Below are 20922 nucleotides of genomic sequence, written 5' to 3'. Positions count from 1 at the left end.
TATCACAGGATAATCATTAGGCTTGGTGTGAGATGCCAAATAAGCAAGAAAAAATGACAGCATTTGGACAATTTCGTATCTTAAAAATTGGAACAAAGTATATTCAAGCTGAACTGTTCGGCAGTGTAAAAAATTATCAAGCCCAACTGGTCAAAAATGCCGTGCTATCAGATATAGAAATAGGTGCAACCATTTTTCTGCGAGTAAATGATCAATCTACCCAAAACAGATACGGCACTAAAGTTCAGTTTGAACCAATTGAGCTTTTAACTGACCAAGCTGAAATAGAGAAATACATTTTGGCTGACAGGAAGCGAGTAGCAGAAATTTACATTCAAGCAGCACAAGAAAATTTGGATAAAGGTTGGTATAGCGGTGATGCCATAGATAAGGCACTATTTTTTAGCGCAAGTCATCCAACTTATAAACCAATCAATATTGAGCTACGCCACAGACGACTCAAAAATATCATTCATGCTTGTTGTAATTATCAGCACAAAACAACAGAACACTTCATTCATTTGTGTCGAGCAACTATAGATATGTACAAAGATGAACAACGATTGAGTGATTTGGAATTGAGCCAGTTTGAACAAAGCATCATTAAGATTCAATCCGATTTGAATTTATCAGAAGAAAATGCTCAACAAAAAGCAAATGAATATTTGAGTCAACTAAAAGGATTATTAAAAAGCTAAATTCACTTTCAACCTTATACCGTGTAGATATATGCACTCACAACATGCTCGAACACATAGCGTTATACGGTAACGAAACAAGAAAGGACGTTATTGTTAGGCTTATCGAAGCCGAACACAAAAAGCAATTGAATGATAAAAGCGGCAAGTTCAATAGTCTCATTCAAGACTTGTTACACGCTAACGATAATAATTAGATTGTATTAGACGCTGAAAATCTAACAAGGTGAACAGAGATGACCAACGAAACAGATCAAAACGAAGTTGCGATAAATAAAGGCGGCAAAATCAAATCAAAAAAAAGTGATTCAGACAAAGCGATTGAGGACTTTCTACAGAATCCCGAAACACTCAACGCCATTGTGATTGATTCATTCAAAGGAAACCTTTTTGGCGAACGCGTAGAACTTGGCGGCATTATTGACTCATTGCAGCAAAGCAGCGAACAACTACAAAGCGACACTCCCTTGTTACTAGCGGAGCGTATTTTAATGTCACAGGCGCAAAGTCTTAACGCCGTGTTTTGTGATATGGCAAAAAGAGCTAACAGGCAAGAATATGTGGCGAATATGGACAAACTTCTAAGGCTGGCACTCAAAGCACAAAGCCAGTGCAGGGCAACACTGGAAACCTTGTCCAATATCAAGAATCCCCCTGTCATATTCGCTAAGCACGCCAACATTGCCCACAATCAACAAATCAATAACCAACAGGTAAACAATAGCCCACAAGGTACGGTGCAAAGTGAGCAAACAAGCGAACCAGTACAACAGGCACAATCTGCTATTGAGCAACAACCAAAGCAAGCCATACCAACGGTTACAGATGCAAAAATCACCGCTAGAAAGGTTAAGGCAATATAGTTTGTTTGTTTAAATTAAAATATTTCTCACGTGCGAGGCATATATGAGCAATAAACACTACTGGACAGAAGAACGCCGCCAAGAACAACGAGACAGAATCAACGCAGTCAAACCCTGGTTAAAGTCTACAGGTGCGAAAACGGCAGCAGGCAAGGCAACAGTTAGCCGTAACGCCTACAAGGGCGGTATAGCATCAAACATAAACGAGCTAGTAAAACAGGCAAATGCAATGTTTAAAGAACAGAAAGAAGCTATAAAGCGGATTGTTTAATTGAGACACCTTTAACTTTTATGAAAAAGGGAAATTTTTTTTAAATGAGATGGTGGGCGGTGTCCGTAGAATTTCCTAAAAAATCTTTTTACCTCCCCCCTCCACAAACCGTTACAGCATCGACACGTCTACAGCCTCATGTCGTTCTTCATAGGATTAAAGTTTAAATATCGACTGTTAAGAAATGATAAGGCTGTGATGTCATGTTTGACCTTAGGATTTCTTAGCAATTACACGGTTTAAAAGTCAGGTTTTGTCAGGTTCAAAGGGTTTTAAATGTCAACATTCTCACTCTCACCCTTTCGGATTTTAAATCTAATAAAACTGATCTTGGTATGTTTACGCTATCGACATGATGTAAGTCTCATGTCGATAAAATACGAAAAAATAGACATGAATAAATTAAAAATAATAGGCACTTTTGTTTTTTGTTGGTATTTTTGTTGGTATAAGTCAATTTATCAAAAACAATTAAATATAAATAACAGTATCTTATATCAATAATATGATTCCCTCTCTCGCCATATTCGTTTTTCACGGTAGTTTACCGTAGTATCAAAGGCTTGAATCTATTAGGTTTAAGCTTTTTTTATTGCCTTATGTTTTCCAATTGATCCTATTGAATTCTGAGATAGTTGGGGGTATAACTGGGGCTAAAATAATTTACACCTATTTTTTTTACCCCCAAATTTCTACGGAAACTGCTGAAATGGTACAGATGGCGACATCAAAAGACATATATTTAAAAAATCCCATTCAAATTTTTAAATGATTTTTGATCAAAAAATCATGAAATAAAAAGTCCCCATTCTTGATTTATCCTATTTGCTAAACCACCCTTTTTAATTTATACATTTATTTATGCTTAGTTTATTTGTTTACGGTACGTTAGGACCAAATCGTCCCAACGCTCATATTATGGAAAAAATTGGTGGTACTTGGGCAGAAGCACATGTATTTGGCACACTGAAAGAACAAGGTTGGGGTGCAGAACTAGGCTTTCCGGGGATTGTGTTGGATCAAAGCGAACATCAAGTCTCTGGCTTTGTCTTTTTCTCAGACAATTTAGAACAAAATTGGCAAGAACTCGATGAATTCGAAGGTGCAGGCTATCAACGCGTCCCTGTTAAAGCGTATTTAAGTACAGGTGAAGTGATTGATTCTTATTTATACGCACTGAATACTTAAATAAAAATGGATAAAAATCCCACAATCGAATTAAATTCATCTAAATGCTCATTTTTTCGCTTGTTTTTTTAAATAGATTCTGTACAATTCTCGCCACGTTGCCGGCATAGCTCAGTTGGTAGAGCAACTGACTTGTAATCAGTAGGTCCACAGTTCGAATCCGTGTGCCGGCACCATCAAATTCAAAAAAGGCTTAATTTTAAAGATTAAGCCTTTTTTATTGCCTAATTTTTAACTGCGCTGACCTGAATATAATGCACTAAACCATCTTGATAGAGTTTTCTACATAACTTTGCTGTCACATCAATTTTTAATTGTGCTAAGTCAAAATCTTTCCTTTCTTTTCTCTTATTTTCAATATAGACAGCAAAACCATTTAAAACAGGTTTGGAAAAATCCTGAATTTCAATCTCGGTAAATCCTTTTTGTATAAGCTTTTGTGTCAGTTGTTGTTCATCCATTAAATTTTGCCAATTCACATCAGCACTTTTGAGCAAATAACGATATTGTTGCTTTTTTAAATTCGAACACTCTTGCCAAGCATCTGACCACATTAAATAATGAAATGCGATTCGACCTTGTGAATTTAAAATTGGGGACACTGAATTCAGAAATGAATTCAAATCACTGTGATAAGCCGCATCAATACAGACAATCACATCAAATGAATTTAAAAAATGCTGTTGGTTTAAATTCAAAAAATTTTCACAGTAAATTTGAACTTGCGGGAGTTGTTTTTGAATTCGTTTGACGCAATCCGCTTGTAATTCAACTGCACTTAACTGTTCAAGTTGATACTGTTTAAGCCAGTGCAATAGACTCGCACCTTGCCCACAACCAATATCTAAAACTTTATCGTCTTTTTTGAGTTGAACAGAAACAGCGATTTGATCAGCTAGACTTTGGCAAGCCTGTGGATAATCATGATGCTGGTCTTGCCAATAGCCTAAATTACTCCAAGCAAATAGAGAATCATCTCCTAGACGTTTTGCATCTATTGCATATTTATGTCTGAAAACTTTCTCAATCAATCTTTGCTTGAAGTAAGCCATATTTAATAACCGAGTTCAGGTGCAACTGTAACTTTTGGTTTAAGCCCAACGAAAGGTAGTGGTGCGCCTAAAATTTCAGAAATATGCATTGCAGAAGTGACTGCTGACTCTAAAATTGGCAAACCATCACATGACCATGAACCGCAATAGAACACTTTACGATTTAAGTCTAAATGGCGTTGCTGGATTTGTTTATTCAACGCAACCGTTTCTGAATCAACAACCGCCCGCGTGAGATGTACTTTAGAAATAATTTTCTTAGGGTCAATATCAATTACAGGACACCATGTTTGGAATACGGCATTTTTTCCAACCAAGCTTGGTTCGATCGAATTAATCCACACGGTAAATTGCTGGCGACTAAAATTCCGATCCATCATATAACTTAATACAGCCCAATCTTTGCGGCGTTCTGGCATCACGATTGAATCGGTGTGAATAACCAAATCACCTTGTTCAAAACGGAACTTTTTCAATAGTGCGAGATCATCTGCAAATTGTGGTTGCTTCAAGAAATTTTCAATCACAGGCGTTGGTGTTGCGATCACGACTCGATCGAATAATTGGCTCTCACCTTGTCCATTTTCTACCAAAATTTTATCGCCTTGTTCCTCAACTTTATGAACAGGTGAACCACTATGGATTGTAATACCCTCAATTAAACGATTTACTAAAGCAGGTGTTCCACCTTTCATTCTTAATAAGGCTTCACCTTCTGTGAGTTGGCGAATAAATTCTAATAGGGGCTTGGCTGGCCACTCACCAATCGTTTTTGGATGACATGTACAAATCGTATAAAGAACGGGCATCACCGTCCCATGCCAAAACACTTCTTCAATATGATATTGATTCATGAATTCGGCTAAGGTGATGTCTTGATTCTCTGATTTGAAAAATTGATGTACGGCGGTTTTTAATTGCAACATGCCTTTGACTAAACGCCAACCATATTGCTGTATGCCTTTACGGTTATTAATAATTGGGAAATTACCAATACGGCTACGAGAAGTGGTCAACCAAGTATCTGTTTTATCTTCAAATAGCCAACTACAGGCCATAAATGTGCGTACTGGAAAAGTTTCTATGCCTAAGTAACTTGCTAGGCTTAGCGTATTTTTCCAAAGCTTGGGATTCATCACACGTAATGGCGCATCAATTATGCCACCATCAAAGTCAATACTGTGACTATCCATGCCTCGCCCTGCGAGTGCTTCGAATATTGTCACTTTATGCCCTGCATCATGTAGGATTCTGGCTGAGGCAAGTCCCGCCATTCCACTGCCGATTATTGCAATATCCAAAATTATGTCCCATCAGTTGATGATTTTTCTTGATTATGACTGATAGTTAACTTAAACACGGTATTAAAAAATACCAGATTCTGCATTTAAGCTAGACTTTTGTCTTAGCAACATCGGTCATTTCTTGTTACATTTTAGCATGATTTCTATTTTTCTCTTAACTTAATGATAATGTTCACTTATTCAAGGGCAGTAGACAGAACATTCTTTATTTCATCATTTTTACGATCTCAAGGGCTTTGCAAAGCTGAAATTTAGCGCTATTGTGATTAAACAATAATCAGAATCGAGTCACGTAACAAACTGTACAATAATAAGTGACCTAATATTAAAATAATCAATAGAGAGCCTTATAGCGAAAGCCCATAACTTTAAAGGAGTTATGGGCTTTCTTATATGTCTGTATATAAGGAAAATTGAGCTTTACATGCTGCCAAATTTGCCATGATTAAAATCATTGATCGCATCCATGATTTCAGCCTTATTATTCATCACAAATGGCCCATAACCTTCAATCGGTTCATTCAAAGGTTGACCCGTTAAAATCAAGAATTTACTGTCTTGCTCAGCCTTGATCGTAAAATCAATTTCTTCACGGCTCAGTACAACCAAGCTTGGTGCTTCAATGTGTTGAGCATCATTTAAAATCACCTCACCAGAAAGTAGCACCAACAATGTTGTATGACCTTCAGCCACATAAAATGTGTGTGCTTGACCCGCCACAATTTTACCATCCCAAACATTGACAGGACTGAACGTTGTAGCTGCGCCAATTGTCTCTTGATATTGCCCAGCAATCACACGTAATTCACTCCCGACATCATCTAAGTGAATACTTTGGATATCTGTTGCTTCAATGGCTTGGTATTTTGCAGGCGTCATTTTCGAATGAGCTGGCAAATTCACCCATAATTGCACCATTTCAAATAAACCACCTTGATGCGCAAATTCAGGGGAATGAAATTCTTGGTGTAGGACTCCACCTCCAGCCGTCATCCATTGCACATCACCTGCTTTAATTGTGCCACCACCGCCACTTGAATCTTGATGTGTCACTTCGCCCTGATAAGCAATCGTCACTGTCTCAAAACCGCGATGCGGATGTGTACCCACCCCTTGTTGAGCAGTAGTCGGCTCAAAGCAGTAAGGTGCAGCATAATCTAGCAGTAGAAATGGGCTAATCATTTGTCCCAAACGATCATAGGAAAACAAGTTGTACACTGGGAAACCATCACCCACCCAATGCATATGTTTATTTTGATAGATCCCAAGAATTTTCTTCATTTTAGTTTCTCCTATTCAGGAAATTCTTTTCTTGGGATTCATTTTACGCTTCAGTGATTAGAGCTTATAGAAATGGATTGGCAACACATTATTCTATAAATAGGACAATTTATCGTTTATCGGTATTTGAAATTCATATTTTCATTCATCATCCTATTTTAAATATTGTTCATCTCATTTTTTGTACTTCTGACATCTGAATATTTTGATTAGCATCATTTAAAACAACACTTCAAACGACGTCATGATCAAGAACACTCCTGCTTATCGCAACTTGATGAACAGTGCGGTTCAAAATACCTCGAAAAGATAAACCACATCTACAGATTAGGAACGTTAATGCTATTCTAATTTTGCATAGTGATAGGACTCGCCCCACCTTTATTAATTCATTTGATGATTTTCATTATTTCTATCTCGTGGTTAAACACGGCGGTTTTAGTGCTGCCAGTGAAGCTGAAAATATCAGTAAATCTAAATTGAGCCGTCGTATTATTGACCTTGAAACAAAGTTTAATCTCAGTCTCATTCAACGAACAACACGTCATTTTAAAGTGACCGCATTAGGGCAAGAGTTTTATGAAGAATGTTGTAAGGTGATTGCACAAGTTGAATGTGCTGAAAATGTTTTATTAAAACAAAAAAGTGAACCACAAGGTCTGGTTAAAATAAGTTGTCCTCCCCTCATGATGCATTTTCAAATCAGAAAATTACTGAATCAATTTTAAAAGATTATCCAAAAGTTGAAATTTCTTTAGAGCTGATGAGCCGCCGCGTTGATATTCTACATGATGATATTGATATTGCAATCAGAACCAGCTTCGAACCCAACGAAGATTCTAGTTTAATCATACGAGATGTGATTCAAACTGAACATTGTTTGGTCGCTGCACCTGAACTTTTACAGGGTAAACAAATCACACACTACTCTGAATTATCAGGTTATCCAAGTGTAGCTTTAGGAACTCAAAAAAACCAATATCATTGGCATTTATGCAATATAAATCATGATGAAACTGTTGATGTTGCCTATTCACCGAGGATTCGAAGCAATGATTTGGCAGGCGTTTATTATGCGGTTCGTGATGGTTTAGGTATCGCAGACCTGCCTTATTTAACCGTTCAGGCTGATATTCAAAAAGGACACCTTATCCATATCCTGCCCGAATGAAAATCAAATCGGGGCACCGTCCAATTGGTATACGCATCCCGTAAAGGACAACGTCTTGTGGTTGAAAAATTGCTTGAAATGCTGATTGAAAATTTAAGACGTTTGCCTGAAAGTCATCACGGCTATAGCCCGACCTAACAAATAAAAAACGATCATGAATGGGCATGATCGTTTTTTATTAAACAGATTTGGGTGTTCAATTACCCAAGATTTACTCAGATAAATCCATACACAAGTACTTCATTTCGAGATATTCATCGATACCAAACTTTGAACCTTCACGACCTAAACCAGATTGTTTAACGCCGCCGAACGGCGCAACTTCATTTGAGATTGCTCCCGTGTTAATTCCAACCATGCCATATTCAAGCGCTTCACCCACTCGCCATTGACGAGCTGCGCTTTGAGTAAACACATAAGCCGCCAAACCAAATTCAGTGTCATTTGCCATTGCCACTGCGTCATCTTCAGTTTTGAAACGGAATAACGGCGCAAGTGGGCCAAAGGTTTCCTCTTTCGACACTTTCATGTCTTGAGTAACATTGGTGAGTACTGTTGGTTCAAAGAAAGTACCACCTAATGCTGAACGCTGACCACCAATACGTACTGTCGCGCCTTTTGCAGTCGCATCAGCAATATGTGACTGAACTTTGGCAATTGCATCTTCATCAATCAATGGACCTTGGGTTGATGCTTCCTGACGACCATCACCGACTTGTAGCTTAGACACAGCTTCGACTAAACGATCTGCCAAAGCATCATAAATACCATCTTGTACATAAATTCGATTCGCACAGACACAAGTCTGACCACTATTGCGATATTTGCTCGCCATAATGCCCTGAACGGCTTGATCGAGATTGGCATCATCAAACACCAACACAGGTGCATTACCACCCAATTCGAGCGATAGTTTCTTGATGGTTGGCGCACATTGCTGCATTAAAATGCGCCCCACTTGGGTTGAACCTGTAAAGCTTAACTTACGTACAATATCGCTCTCGCACAGTGTTTTGCCAACTTCAATCGCATCACCGCTGATATTTAACAAGATATCGGCAGGCAAACCTGCTTTTAGAGCCAACACTTCCAGTGCATATGCAGTTAAAGGTGTTTGTTCAGCTGGTTTGACCAACATCGAACAACCCGCAGCAATTGCTGGTGCAGCTTTGCGTGTGATCATCGCCGCAGGGAAATTCCACGGCGTTATTGCAGCAGTTACCCCAATTGCTTGTTTAATCACAAGCAAACGTTGATTTGGCAATGTTGGTGTTAATACCTCACCATCAATACGACGAGCTTGTTCTGCAAACCAACGAATGAATGAAGCGGCATAACCAATCTCACCACGGGCTTCAGCCAACGGTTTACCTTGCTCGGCAGTTAAAATCTGAGCGAGATTTTCTTTATGCTCAAGCATCAATTGATACCATGCCAACAGTACATCAGCACGAACTAAAGCGGTTTGCTTTTTCCATGCAGCTTGCGCTTGGGCTGAACGATGAATAGCGGCTTCAACACCAGCACGGTCATAACTTTTCACCCATGCCAGTGTTTCACCTGTCGCAGCATCTTTCACTTCGATATCGTTATGCGCAGCTGGTGCAGCTAGTGAAATATCGGGGTGCTGTAATAAATACTGCAAATTGTTTTGAATCATGCAGATTGCTCCACTGCTTGTGCACTGTCTGCTGTTAATGCTGCAAAACCTTGTTTTAAAATATCAAGACCTTGACGGAATTGCTCAGCAGGAATGGTTAACGGATATAGGAAACGAATGACATTACCGTATTTACCACAAGTGAGAATCAATAAACCATGTTCCATAGCAAAACTTTGTACAGCTTTTGCTTGTTCAGCTGTTTCTAGCTCGGCAGCGACCATCGAACCCAAAGCACGAATTTGAGTAACAATTTCACTGGAAGTATCTTGGATTTCTTTTAAAACAGTAACCAACTCTGCACCCAGCTCGTTGGCACGCTCACACAAGTTTTCTTCTTCAATTGCATCAATTACCGCATGCGCAGCAGCAACTGCGATTGGGCTACCGGCATAAGTCCCCCCTAAACCGCCTGGATTTGGCGCATCCATCACTTCAGCACGCCCCACTACACCAGAGATTGGGAAGCCACCACCCAAGCTTTTCGCCATCGTGATCAGATCAACCTTAGTATCATAATGATCCATGGCGAATAATTGACCTGTACGGGCAAAACCAGACTGCACTTCATCTGCGATCAATAAAATACCGTGCTTATCACACAGTGCACGTAAGCGTTTTAAAAACTCAGCAGGTACAACGTTGAAACCACCTTCACCTTGAACAGGTTCAAGTACAATTGCTGCGACATCATGTGGCGCAATATCTTCGCTAAAAATATCTTCAACGCTATCAATCGCTGCTGCAACCGAGATGCCTTTTTCTGGCACTGGATAACGTGCATGGAATACGCCTGCTGGCATTACACCAAAATCACGTTTGTAGGGTGCCGTTTTACCTGTCATTGCCATCGTCATAAATGAGCGACCATGGAAACCATTACCAAAAGTAATGATGCCGTGACGACCTGTATATGAACGTGCAATCTTCACTGCATTTTCAACTGCTTCTGCACCTGTGGTAAAAAATGCTGTTTTTGCTGCACCTTCAATTGGTGCACGCTGATTGATACGTTCAGCCAAAGCCACATAACTTTCATAAGGTGTCACTTGATAAGCCGTATGGGTAAATTTCGTCAGTTGCTCTGTTACCGCAGCGATCACTTTCGGATGACGATGCCCTGTATTGAGTACTGCAATACCACCTGCAAAATCGATATATTGCTTGCCTTCCTTGTCCCAAATGGTTGCATTTTCGGCTTTTTCTGCATACCACTGACACATCACACCTACGCCACGTGGGGTTGCTTGCTGTTTACGAACATTAAGTGCAGAATGTTGAGTGTCCATTTTATTCCCTCATATTTCATCATCAGTTACAGCTTTAGTCTTACATCCTAAGGGTCGATTTTTAGGATGCGATAGAATGACTGCCTATAGCTGTAATTTCGCTCGTCTGAAGGCAAGTGACGAGAGCCATTTTTAAAGTCTAGGAGAGAGCCAATTGCGTAGTTTACTTGGAGATCATTTGCTACAAAGACTCCAACAGGACACTGAGGGAAAACTACATCAGCGCCTTTTTCGCTGTTTACGCGCTGCCATTATTGATGGCGTGGTTCAACCGATGACACGGTTGCCTGCTTCGCGGGATTTGGCCAGCGAAATTCACGTCTCACGAAATACCGTTTTAACGGCGTATGAACAATTACAAGCTGAAGGTTATTTAGAAGCGCGGACAGGGCATGGCACATGGGTGGCAGAAAAACTGCCTGAAAGTTTCTTAAATACCAAGAATAAAAAGAAAGCTCCTGAGCTGACAAAAGTTCAAAGCTCATACGTGCTATCACAACGCGGCTCAAACTTATTGGGTTATGCTGCTGCATCACCGCATCAATGGGGAGCCTTTGTACCTGGTGCACCTGATGTAACCGAATTTCCTCATCATATTTTTAGTCGTATACAAGCGCGTTTAAGTCGCGAACCTGATGTCAATCGACTTATTTATAGTAATGCAGGTGGCTGCATTGAACTACGTAGTGCCTTGGCTGATTATTTACGTGTTGCTCGTTCAGTGCAATGTGATGCAGACCAAATCATTATTACTGAGGGCATTCATCAAGCGATTGATTTAGTATCTCGCGCACTCAGCGATATTGGTGATCACGTTTGGATTGAAGATCCGGCTTATTGGGGAATGCGGAACACGTTGCGAATTAATGGCGTACACATTCAACCCATGCCCGTAGATGCGGAAGGTATTATTCCTGAACAACAGCCCAAACAGCCCCCTAAATTAATTTTTGTGACCCCATCTCACCAATATCCATTGGGTTCACATTTAAGTTTAGATCGACGTAGACAACTCATCCAGATTGCACGTCAGCACAATAGCTGGATTGTGGAAGATGATTATGACAGTGAATTTCGTTTTTCAGGTCAGCCTTATCCTTCACTACAAGGCTTAGAGAGCAACGCACCTGTGCTCTACATGGGTACTTTTAGCAAAACGATTTATCCATCCTTACGCATTGGTTATTTAGTTGTACCTAAACCTCTGTTCTCCCCTTTACGTATCGTTGCCGCTGAACTTTATCGTGGTGGACATTTGCTCGAGCAAAAAGCGCTCGCTGAATTTATTCGTGAAGGTCATTACGAAGCACATATTCGACGTATGCGCTTACTGTATGGCAAACGTCGGGATTATTTGGTCAGCTTAATTCAACGTTATCTTGGATCTGAGTTTATTCATGAATACGATGAGGCGGCCGGTTTACATTTAGTTTTAAAATTACCAGATCATTGTGATGATGTTGCTATCGCGGCAACTGCACTGGAACGTGGCGTCAAAGTACGTCCACTTTCTCAATACTTTATGCAATCGCATGCACATGCCCAACGCGGTTTGCTCATGGGCTTTGCTTGTGTCAATGAAAAAGATATGGTGATGGCATTTGGTGTGTTATTACAATGCTTACGAGAAGCGAAAGTTCCCACACTCAATTAATCATCAATCAACTCTAAATCTTAAATAAAAAAGAGCCTCTATAATAAAGAGGCTCTTTTATTTTCAAAAATTAAACTAATTTTTCTTCATGTATTTGGCTTAAGTGAGAGGCTCGACGCTCTTCTCCCCAACGCAATTTTTGCGAGACAAAACCAAAGAATACGATAATCCCAAACAGTGCTGTAGTGTAGATGACTTCTTTGAAATAAGTGCCTTCAATCAACATGGTGAGAATTGCACCGATGATCGCAAAGATCACCAAATAAGTTATATAAGGGAACAACCACATTTTAAACTCAATAGGCGTGCCTTCTGCTTCAAGCTTTTTACGCATACGCAGCTGAGAATATGCAATGGTCAAATACACATACAGTGTTGCTGCACCTGTAGTTAACATGAAAAAGTCGTAGACATTCATACTTTCCGTAGCCGTTAAAATCACAGCAACCACTGAGAAAAAGCACGACACAATCACCCCAACCCAAGGGCTGCTCTTACTATTTACCGAACCAAAACTTTTCGGTGCATCACCGCGTTTTGACAATGAAAATAACATACGAGAACAAGTATACAATGCTGAGTTAAAACAGCTACATACTGAAGTTAAAACCACGAAGTTAACGATATGACGCGCTTCTGGAATACCCAGTGCATTTAAGGTCACACTATAGGTTCCCCAAGTTGAGTCTTTTAATAATTCGTTATTATGTGGAATCAAACAAACAGCAACAAACATTGAACCAACGTAAAACAGTACAATCCGCCACACCACTGAGTTAGAGGCTTTACGAATTTCTTTAGAAGGATTTTCAGACTCTGCCGCCGCGACCGTGACAATCTCCGCCCCGATATAAGCAAACATGACTCCAAGTAACGCCGTAATCACGGATGATGCACCATTGGGCATAAAGCCTTGCGCAGTTAAATTACTGACACCAGAAGCAGATACATCTCCCCATGGCCATAAGTGCATGATGGCTAAACTACCGATCACAAGGAATATCACAATCGCAATCACTTTAATGAGTGCAAACCAAAATTCAAACTCACCATAATTTTTTACGTTTTGTAAATTTACAGCGACTAATCCAACAATCACCAGCACCATGTAGGCCCAAATGGGAATAAACGGAAACCAGCTATTTAAAATTTTTCCAGCCACATAGGCTTCCCATCCCATCAGCATTGCTAAGGTACACCAATATAACCAACCGATGGAAAAACCTGCCCAACGACCAATCGCACGATCGGCATAAGTTGAAAATGAACCACTGTCAGGATTTAAAACCGCCATTTCACCTAACATGCGCATAATGAACCAAACCAGTAAACCACCTAAAGCATAAGTGAGAAACACCACTGGTCCTGTGTTGTAAATAATGCTGCCTGAACCGACAAATAAAGAACCACCGATCACACCTGCAATTGAAATCATGGTGAGATGGCGTGATTGAAGTCCATGTTTTAAATTTTGGGAGAGATTGGCTTCAGAACCATGTTGATGTGCTGCCATATCATTTTCCTTAACCTATGAAGATATAAACAACTCAAGACTTCAAATGCTCGATATTGTTTGAATATCTCCTAAAAATTTTGTCACTCAATCCATCTCTCATCATGAAAGAAATATAGCTCAAGCGACGCTTCCGTATGCATACTTCCTATAGCTTTAATTTGTCGTTTTGGCTCTGAAGAAACGAGAGCCATTTTTATAATAAAAGAGAGAGCCAATTGAAAAAAATATGCACAAAAATGGAGAACTTTACTTTTAAAAGAAAACTCCATATTTAAAAATTCTGTATTTATTATTTGTTGAATAAAATACAAATCAAACACTTAAATAAAAACTATGATTTATTTTTTACTCATTCATTGAAAGGTTCTTGCAGACTGCGACCCAATTTTTTTTCTAGAAACCATTAAAAAAGCCCCATCTTAATTTTAAGACAGGGCTTTTTTATAGCCTAAACCAACCAACTAGAACGGTAAATCGTCATCTAAATCCGCAGGGGCTGTCGCAGGCTGAGGTGCTGATTTTGGTGTATTAAAACCATTACCTGCTTGTGGACTACCTGCATAATTACCTTGATTACCGCCAGCAAAACCACCACCCTGACCATAACCATTTTGGTTGTTGTTATAACCCGTATTTTGGTAACCACCACCTTGGTTATTGTTGTTATTAAAACGTGGTTGATTAAAGTCACCGCCGCCTTGTTCACTTTGTTGACGCGTATCTAACATCTGCATTTGATCGCCACGAATTTCAGTACTGTAACGCTCTTGACCATTTTGATCTGTCCATTGACGAGTACGTAATGAACCCTCGATATACACCTTTGAGCCTTTACGCAAATATTGCTGAGCAATTTCACCTAAACGGTTGTGTAATACAATACGATGCCATTCTGTTTGTTCTTTTCGTTCACCTGTATTTTTATCTGTCCACGATTCACTTGTCGCAATCGAAAATTGAGTCAGGGATCCACCATTTGGAAAAGTTTTTGTTTCAGGATCTTTACCCAAAGTACCTACTAAAATAACTTTATTTACACCACGCATTAGCTGTCTTCATCCTATGTATTTCTATGTTTTACTTTATAAGAGTTATGTTTAAATGGCTACCTCTTTGCCAATCAAGTGCGTTAAATCTTGTCGCCCAGCATCATCTATACACTGTTTATCGACTTTAATATAAGCAACTTGTTGTTCAGGCATCACCACGACTTCTTCAATACCACGAATTGCCAACAATTTTGAAGTCCATTCATCCGTTTGTGTCATTTGAGGTAGAGGCAACACAATTGAAGACAAATATCGAGGTTGAGCCAGCCCAAAACTGACCAACAACCAAAGTATAGCAATCCCAGAGAGGACACTCCAGCCAAGTGCAGTATTCTGTAACATCAAAAGCTGTCCGCCCAAAGTACCACCAAAAAAAGCACCCAAGAATTGGCTACTGGCATTTATTCCCATCGCAGTTGCTTTAGATTGAATAGGTGCAACTTTCGATAACCAAGACGGCAATAACGCTTCCATGACATTGAAAGCGATAAAGAAAATACCAAGCCCTGTGAGCAATACATATTTCGATTCATAACCGAAAATAAGAATCAGTAAACCCACAATAATTCCAGCAATTGCTGACAAGAAAATACCGCGCATTTTGCGATATTTTTCAGCAATAATAATACTTGGAAAAGCAAAGAACAGACTCAGCACCAATAATGGCAAATAAATCAAACCATGTTTTGCCAGTGGAATTTGTGCATATTCAATCAACTGAGAAGGAATATAAATAAACATTGCCGTGAGCAATAAGTGCAGAGAAAAAACAGAGACATGCAAGCGATTCAGATCGCCCATTTGAATGACTTGTTTCAACTGCGATAAATAACCTTGTTGGAAATTACGATGATGTCGGGTGACTTTAGGCACAAGCAATAACATCAAAATCGCAGCCAATCCCATAATCGTTGTCACGAAAAATAGCCCAGAAATACCGACTAAGCTAGTGAGCCAAGGTCCTAAACTAAATGCCACCACGAAAGACAAGCCAATACTCATCCCCATCGCTGCCATGGCTTTGGTCCGCTGCTCTTCACGGGTCACATCGGCCAGTAAAGCCATGACTACGGCTGAAACTGCACCAGCACCTGCAATCGCACGACCAATAATCACACCATAAATTGTGTCAGATAAACCTGCTATCGCACCACCAATCGCAAATAAGAGCAAACCAAGCACAACCAAGGGTTTACGACTAAAACGATCAGCCAACAAGCTAAACGGAATCTGCAAAATTGCTTGTGTTAAACCATAGACCCCTACAGCTAAACCAATGAGGGCAGGCGTGGCATATTGATAAGATTGTCCTGCCACTGAAAAGACAGGAATAATCATGAACAAACCCAACATGCGTAAGGCAAAAATGCTGCTTAAGGCAAAAGTTGAACGGCGTTCTAAAGCATTCATTATTGATAAGACACTATAACTGGCTTAGCGAATTATAAGCGATTCGCTTAACAAGGTTGTAAGTAGATTATGAAAAACACAATCTTTAGGAGAAAAAATAAAGGAGCAAATCGTGCTCCTTTATTTAAAATATACCACTTAGCTGAAAATAAGCTTAAGAAGCTTGCTGTTCTCGCTTGCTATATTGAATAGATGCGATCACAGCCCAAACGATAAAGGCAACCCCGATCAGGCCTGTTACAACTTCAGGTACATGTAAACCTGTACCACTTGCGATCATAATGAATGCCAAAGCACCAATTGCATAGTGCGCGCCATGCTCAAGGAAAATATAAGCATCCAACGTGCCTTTTTCCACCAAATAAATTGTCATTGAACGGACAAACATTGCGCCAATCGCAAGACCTAACATGATAATGACAACATCACTGGTAATCGCGAATGCACCGATCACACCATCAAAACTGAACGATGCATCTAAGACTTCAAGATATAAAAAACCACCAAATCCAGCTTTCACGACACCTGAAGCTGCACCATTTGCATCATGCGTAACGGCATTACCATTTTCATCAATCTCTGGCTCACCACCCAATAAGTGACTGAGAACTTGCACGCCAATATAGACCACAATGCCCCAAATACCTGCCATTGTCACCGCTAAGCGAATAGATTCGTCAACATTGGCTGCCATAATAATCATGGCAATCAAGGCAAGGAAAACTGACATCGCCGGTACACTGGCTAAATTTGCCAATTTTGCTTCTAACCACTTAAACCAATGTGTTTCTTTACCATCATCGAAGAAGAAATTTAAGAATACGAGCAATAAGAATGTGCCACCAAACGCTGAAATTTCAGCATGATGTGCCATTAAGCGTTCTGAATAGCTCTTTGGATCGTTCAATGCCATTTTAGCGACTTCGACCATCCCCATATCTGCTGTAACTGCAACGATGACTACAGGGAAAATCAAACGCATACCAAATACAGCGATCAAGATACCCACCGTTAAGAAAATCATTTTCCAGAAATGATCCCAATTACGTAATACTGAAGCATTTACCACAGCATTATCAAAAGATAGCGAAACTTCCATTACTGCCAAGATCGCAGTAATCGTCAATGCTTTAAGCATCGTAGCTACGCCTGCTTCAGGACCATGCGTGTAGCCCCAATAGGCAGATAGTGCTAAGCACACTACCGTAAAGAATATAGAAAAACGAAAATGCTTCATGAACAGCCTTTTATGTGAAATCGTTGGGTGATAAAAATGCGCCTATTGTAGGTGAGTTTGCACTAGAAAATAAAAAAGATTGTTAGACTTATTTTGAGAAAAAGCGATCGAGATAAAGACTCTGCTATAGTTTTATCATTCTTCAATTTATAAGCTGTTCATAGGTTCAAATACATGACTTTTTCCCAAGATGTTTGGCAACGTAATCAAGATTTATATCAAAAAATATTAGCACTGCCATTTAATCAAGAACTGGCTAACGGGACTTTAGATCGTAAAGCTTTTTGTCATTATGTGATTCAAGATGCACACTATTTACTGGCTTATGGTCGTGCACTTGCTGTAGCTGCGGCAAAAGCCTATGAAGCAGATGATGTAATTCAATTTTCCGAAGCAGCAAAAATTGCGATTATTGTAGAACGTAGCCTGCATAGTGATTTTATGCAGGAGTTTGACGTCAGCAAGGAGGAGTTTGAAAATACACCTTTGACGCTAGCTTGCCATCATTACACTTCTTTTTTAACCGCAACGGCTTGGTCAGAAAGCTACCCTGTGATTTTGGCAGCATTGCTGCCTTGTTTTTGGATTTATGCAGAAGTGGGTAAAGACATTGTCAGTCAATCCGCTCCAAATAATCCATACCAAGCATGGATTGATACCTATGCGGGTGAAGAATTTAATACGGCAGTGCGCAATGTGATTGCAACTGTAGATAAAGTGGCAGCACGTTGTGATCAAGACACTTTGGCTAAAATGCATGCTGCATACACTATGGGTGCAAAACTGGAATGGTTATTTTGGGATAGCGCTTATCAGCAACGTCAATGGTTAGGTTTAGACCAAGCTTAATCGCTTATCTAATCTTTATTTACATTTTTCATAGACATAAAAAAGCCCCTCATGGGGGCTTAGTCGTATATCGTATTGTCCGATATACTGTATGAGGCTCATCTCAAACTGGTTGCATTAAAACATAAACTAGCTGAAGTGAATACCTTTATTGCTTAAAAAAAGTGAACCGCGATTAAAGCAAGCAATGCAGGTACAGATTGGATATAAATAATTTTTTTGCTCGCCGTCAAACCACCATAAATACCAGCCACTAACACACAACCTAAAAAGAAATTCGCCAATGCGATTGCATAGGTTTCAGGGGCAATTAACGACCAAAATAAGCCTGCTGCAAGAAAACCATTATAAAGACCTTGGTTCTGCGCCAAAACTTTGGTGAGCTGAGCTTTTTCAGGGGTATTCGCAAATGCTTTTAATCCTGCTGGTTTATCCCATAAAAACATTTCCAGTACTAAAATATAAACATGTAAGACAGCAATCAAGCCGATGAGCAGTTGTCCAATCATATAATTTTCCTTTTTATTTTATGACTCAATTTAAGTAGACCAGCCTCACGACTGGTCATCTGTTTTCCAAATTAAGGCTTTAACAACACTTTGCCCTGCCGCGCACCCTGAGTTGCTTTGAGTGCAGCCGTTTTAATCTCATCAAAACTAAAAACACCTTCCACAGGTAAAACTAGTTTCTTTTGTGTCGCAAGCGTTAATAACTCAACAAATAATGCCTTTTTACGCTCTGCTGGCATTTCTTTATTCACGACACTTGCCCAAAACCCTTTCACCGTGGCCTGTTTGAAAATCAAATCACCCGATGAAATCTGCATGGTTTCGCCCGTCATACTGCCAAATGAAACCAATACACTATTTTCACTCAGTAGATTCAGCATTTCACCACTGGCCGTTCCACCAATTGAGTCCACGCCTGCAATCAATGGTTGATCAGCATGAATCGCTTTGACTTGTTGCTTCCAATCCGCTTGATCCGTGGCAACTATATGTTGAATGCCTAAAGCCTGCATTTCGGCAATTGCATCGGTCCGACGCACGAGATTAATCACTTGCAAACCACGCGCCTGAGCAATCATCGCTACAGTTTTACCCACCGCACCATTGGCTGTGTTTTGAATTAGCCATTGACCTGTTTGAACATTCACAAAGTCGAGTAACATCAAGGCACTAATCGGCATCCCGATCAATTGCGCTGCTGTTGCATCGTCAATCGCATCATTTAAAGGAATAATGCTTTGCGCAGGTGCAATAAAATATTCTGCCCAACTACCATGTACACCAGCAACAGCAATACGTTGTCCTAATTTGCTTTGATCAACACCTTCACCTACAGCATCGACGATACCTACCGCTTCACTACCACCAATTGCAGGTAAAGTTGGCTTATAGCCATAACTACCACGCACCGTCCACACATCGTGATTATGCATAGGAGACATAATCGTTTTAATGCGGACTTCACCCGCTTTAGGCTCAGGTTTCGGCATATCACCGAATTCTAAAACATCTACAGGTTCGCCAAATTGTTGATGGATAATACTTTGCATGATTTATTCCTGTATTGGTTGTAACAGCTGTTTGGTGGTTTCTAAAGCGAGATGCAATGGTGCTTTGTCTTGTGCCAATTTGGTCATCAAAGCTGCACCTAACCAAAGCTGATACATCACTTGAGCTGTTTTTAAAGGGTCTAAATGGGTTGGAATCGAACCTTGCTGTTGCCCTTCTTTGAGCAATAAAGCCACACTTTGTGTCAGTCGATGTACACCTAAGTTGAGAATCTGACGCATGTCTTCTGATAAATCAGAGACTTCAGCAGCGAGTTTTACAATTAAGCAGTTTTCTGCCCAACTGCCATAAATTGGATCGTCAATCCATGCCTGCCACAAAGCCATCAAACGTGCATACGCACTTTGTTCAGTGTGCTGCCAAAGCTGTTCGACTCGTACTTTATAGTCAGCCATATACTGTTCTAATAGGGCACAACCGAATGCCTCTTTAGACGCAAAATAGTGGTAGAACGAACCTTTTGGCACGTCACAAGCTTTTAAAATTTCCTGTAAGCCAACGCCCACAAAACCTTTACGCAATACCAATTCAAAACTGGTATCCAAAATGTGTTGTCGAGTTGCTTCACTCTTGATTGATCGTTTCATAAGCGCACTATAAATCAATAATAGACCAGTCGTCTAGTTAAGTTATGTATTTTTATTTACCTACAGCTTTACAGTAGTAAAATGAGAAAAGGAATGATAAAAATACAACTCGGTAAGACTGATCATGTTTGAAAAAGTGGTCTGACCGTCACAATTTGTCGTTTTAAATATTTTTATACCACTTGAACAATTTTAAGGCGCTATCATATAAGACCCATTCAACAGCAAAATGCTGCTCAGAAATTATTTTAAATTGATTAGTACTG

The 20922-nt window shown here is 39.8% G+C and carries 18 protein-coding genes, 1 tRNA gene and 1 pseudogene; 8 read left to right on the top strand and 12 right to left on the bottom strand.

The annotated features are described in order from the left end of the window. The first annotated feature begins 32 nt into the window (after nt 1-32). The 5 genes from O1450_RS01030 to O1450_RS01010 all read left to right on the top strand — a co-directional run bounded on the left by O1450_RS01030 (nt 33) and on the right by O1450_RS01010 (nt 3196). Complete coding sequence (locus O1450_RS01030) at nt 33-698, top strand: hypothetical protein (RefSeq protein ID WP_269229387.1); 666 nt, start codon at nt 33-35, stop codon at nt 696-698. A gap of 236 nt (nt 699-934) precedes the next feature. Next, nucleotides 935-1561 carry a hypothetical protein gene (locus O1450_RS01025; protein WP_269229386.1) on the top strand — a complete coding sequence of 209 codons (627 nt, stop codon included), beginning with the start codon at nt 935-937 and terminating at the stop codon, nt 1559-1561. Between the two features lie 43 nt (nt 1562-1604). Continuing rightward, complete coding sequence (locus O1450_RS01020; protein ID WP_151835370.1) at nt 1605-1832, top strand: hypothetical protein; 228 nt, start codon at nt 1605-1607, stop codon at nt 1830-1832. Nucleotides 1833-2693: 861 nt separating this feature from the next. After that, on the top strand, nt 2694-3020 hold the full coding sequence (locus O1450_RS01015; protein WP_269229385.1) for a gamma-glutamylcyclotransferase: 327 nt from the start codon (nt 2694-2696) through the stop codon (nt 3018-3020). A gap of 100 nt (nt 3021-3120) precedes the next feature. After that, nucleotides 3121-3196, top strand: a tRNA-Thr gene (locus O1450_RS01010). A gap of 48 nt (nt 3197-3244) precedes the next feature. On the opposite strand, the gene O1450_RS01005 is transcribed toward O1450_RS01010, so the two are convergent. From O1450_RS01005 to O1450_RS00995, 3 genes are all read right to left on the bottom strand, one after another. Next, nucleotides 3245-4072: an SAM-dependent methyltransferase gene (locus O1450_RS01005; RefSeq protein WP_269229384.1), complete on the bottom strand. Its 828-nt coding sequence runs from the start codon at nt 4070-4072 to the stop codon at nt 3245-3247. A 2-nt stretch (nt 4073-4074) separates the two neighbouring features. Continuing rightward, nucleotides 4075-5373 (bottom strand): FAD-dependent oxidoreductase, encoded by a 1299-nt coding sequence (locus O1450_RS01000; protein WP_269229383.1) that lies wholly within the window; start codon nt 5371-5373, stop codon nt 4075-4077. Between the two features lie 423 nt (nt 5374-5796). Then, complete coding sequence (locus O1450_RS00995) at nt 5797-6657, bottom strand: pirin family protein (protein ID WP_269229382.1); 861 nt, start codon at nt 6655-6657, stop codon at nt 5797-5799. A gap of 344 nt (nt 6658-7001) precedes the next feature. Here O1450_RS00995 and O1450_RS00990 point away from each other — a divergent pair. After that, nucleotides 7002-7966, top strand: a pseudogene (locus O1450_RS00990) (LysR substrate-binding domain-containing protein). A 73-nt stretch (nt 7967-8039) separates the two neighbouring features. Here O1450_RS00990 and O1450_RS00985 read toward each other — a convergent pair. Both O1450_RS00985 and gabT read right to left on the bottom strand, forming a co-directional pair. After that, nucleotides 8040-9488: an NAD-dependent succinate-semialdehyde dehydrogenase gene (locus O1450_RS00985; protein WP_269229381.1), complete on the bottom strand. Its 1449-nt coding sequence runs from the start codon at nt 9486-9488 to the stop codon at nt 8040-8042. After that, nucleotides 9485-10777, bottom strand: coding sequence for a 4-aminobutyrate--2-oxoglutarate transaminase (gene gabT / locus O1450_RS00980; protein ID WP_269229380.1), 1293 nt, complete (start codon nt 10775-10777; stop codon nt 9485-9487). Before gabT ends, O1450_RS00985 begins: the two co-directional genes overlap by 4 nt. Nucleotides 10778-10931: 154 nt before the next feature. Between gabT and pdxR the strand changes: the two genes are divergently transcribed. Next, the gene (gene pdxR, locus O1450_RS00975; protein ID WP_269229379.1) at nt 10932-12431 is read left to right on the top strand and encodes a MocR-like pyridoxine biosynthesis transcription factor PdxR; all 1500 of its coding nucleotides are present in this window, start codon (nt 10932-10934) and stop codon (nt 12429-12431) included. Nucleotides 12432-12501: 70 nt separating this feature from the next. Here the strand turns inward: pdxR and O1450_RS00970 are convergent, their stop codons facing one another. The 4 genes from O1450_RS00970 to O1450_RS00955 all read right to left on the bottom strand — a co-directional run bounded on the left by O1450_RS00970 (nt 12502) and on the right by O1450_RS00955 (nt 17643). Continuing rightward, nucleotides 12502-13944 carry an amino acid permease gene (locus O1450_RS00970; RefSeq protein WP_269229378.1) on the bottom strand — a complete coding sequence of 481 codons (1443 nt, stop codon included), beginning with the start codon at nt 13942-13944 and terminating at the stop codon, nt 12502-12504. A 464-nt stretch (nt 13945-14408) separates the two neighbouring features. Beyond that, a complete protein-coding gene (ssb, locus tag O1450_RS00965; protein WP_005156773.1) occupies nt 14409-14993 on the bottom strand; it encodes a single-stranded DNA-binding protein in 585 nt (194 codons plus the stop codon). A 51-nt stretch (nt 14994-15044) separates the two neighbouring features. Next, nucleotides 15045-16409, bottom strand: a complete 1365-nt coding sequence (locus O1450_RS00960; RefSeq protein ID WP_269230386.1) for an MFS transporter — start codon at nt 16407-16409, stop codon at nt 15045-15047. A 151-nt stretch (nt 16410-16560) separates the two neighbouring features. Then, the gene (locus O1450_RS00955) at nt 16561-17643 is read right to left on the bottom strand and encodes a DUF475 domain-containing protein (protein WP_269229377.1); all 1083 of its coding nucleotides are present in this window, start codon (nt 17641-17643) and stop codon (nt 16561-16563) included. A gap of 174 nt (nt 17644-17817) precedes the next feature. Here O1450_RS00955 and tenA point away from each other — a divergent pair, with 174 nt between their 5' ends. Next, nucleotides 17818-18492 (top strand): thiaminase II, encoded by a 675-nt coding sequence (tenA, locus tag O1450_RS00950; protein WP_269229376.1) that lies wholly within the window; start codon nt 17818-17820, stop codon nt 18490-18492. 155 nt (nt 18493-18647) lie between these two features. Here the strand turns inward: tenA and O1450_RS00945 are convergent, their stop codons facing one another. From O1450_RS00945 to O1450_RS00935, 3 genes are all read right to left on the bottom strand, one after another. Further along, complete coding sequence (locus O1450_RS00945) at nt 18648-19001, bottom strand: DUF1304 domain-containing protein (protein ID WP_269229375.1); 354 nt, start codon at nt 18999-19001, stop codon at nt 18648-18650. A gap of 71 nt (nt 19002-19072) precedes the next feature. Beyond that, entirely contained in the window at nt 19073-20050 is a 978-nt protein-coding gene (locus O1450_RS00940; protein WP_269229374.1) for a zinc-binding dehydrogenase, read from the bottom strand. A 3-nt stretch (nt 20051-20053) separates the two neighbouring features. Beyond that, on the bottom strand, nt 20054-20656 hold the full coding sequence (locus O1450_RS00935) for a TetR/AcrR family transcriptional regulator (protein ID WP_269229373.1): 603 nt from the start codon (nt 20654-20656) through the stop codon (nt 20054-20056). Nucleotides 20657-20922 lie beyond the last annotated feature (266 nt).

The organism is Acinetobacter sp. TR11, assembly GCF_027105035.1.
Lineage (GTDB): Bacteria > Pseudomonadota > Gammaproteobacteria > Pseudomonadales > Moraxellaceae > Acinetobacter.
Note: the sequence above shows the minus strand (reverse complement) of the source record. Positions and strands in the feature narration are given on the sequence as shown.

Coding starts and splice junctions, on each gene's coding strand:
- O1450_RS00955 (WP_269229377.1), bottom strand. CDS start 17,643: ATGAAGCATTTTCGTTTTTCTATATTCTTTACGGTAGTGTGCTTAGCA.
- O1450_RS00970 (WP_269229378.1), bottom strand. CDS start 13,944: ATGGCAGCACATCAACATGGTTCTGAAGCCAATCTCTCCCAAAATTTA.
- O1450_RS01020 (WP_151835370.1), top strand. CDS start 1,605: ATGAGCAATAAACACTACTGGACAGAAGAACGCCGCCAAGAACAACGA.
- O1450_RS01005 (WP_269229384.1), bottom strand. CDS start 4,072: ATGGCTTACTTCAAGCAAAGATTGATTGAGAAAGTTTTCAGACATAAA.
- O1450_RS00935 (WP_269229373.1), bottom strand. CDS start 20,656: ATGAAACGATCAATCAAGAGTGAAGCAACTCGACAACACATTTTGGAT.
- O1450_RS00985 (WP_269229381.1), bottom strand. CDS start 9,488: ATGATTCAAAACAATTTGCAGTATTTATTACAGCACCCCGATATTTCA.
- ssb (WP_005156773.1), bottom strand. CDS start 14,993: ATGCGTGGTGTAAATAAAGTTATTTTAGTAGGTACTTTGGGTAAAGAT.
- O1450_RS01025 (WP_269229386.1), top strand. CDS start 935: ATGACCAACGAAACAGATCAAAACGAAGTTGCGATAAATAAAGGCGGC.
- gabT (WP_269229380.1), bottom strand. CDS start 10,777: ATGGACACTCAACATTCTGCACTTAATGTTCGTAAACAGCAAGCAACC.
- O1450_RS00945 (WP_269229375.1), bottom strand. CDS start 19,001: ATGATTGGACAACTGCTCATCGGCTTGATTGCTGTCTTACATGTTTAT.
- tenA (WP_269229376.1), top strand. CDS start 17,818: ATGACTTTTTCCCAAGATGTTTGGCAACGTAATCAAGATTTATATCAA.
- O1450_RS00995 (WP_269229382.1), bottom strand. CDS start 6,657: ATGAAGAAAATTCTTGGGATCTATCAAAATAAACATATGCATTGGGTG.
- O1450_RS01015 (WP_269229385.1), top strand. CDS start 2,694: ATGCTTAGTTTATTTGTTTACGGTACGTTAGGACCAAATCGTCCCAAC.
- O1450_RS01030 (WP_269229387.1), top strand. CDS start 33: ATGCCAAATAAGCAAGAAAAAATGACAGCATTTGGACAATTTCGTATC.
- O1450_RS00940 (WP_269229374.1), bottom strand. CDS start 20,050: ATGCAAAGTATTATCCATCAACAATTTGGCGAACCTGTAGATGTTTTA.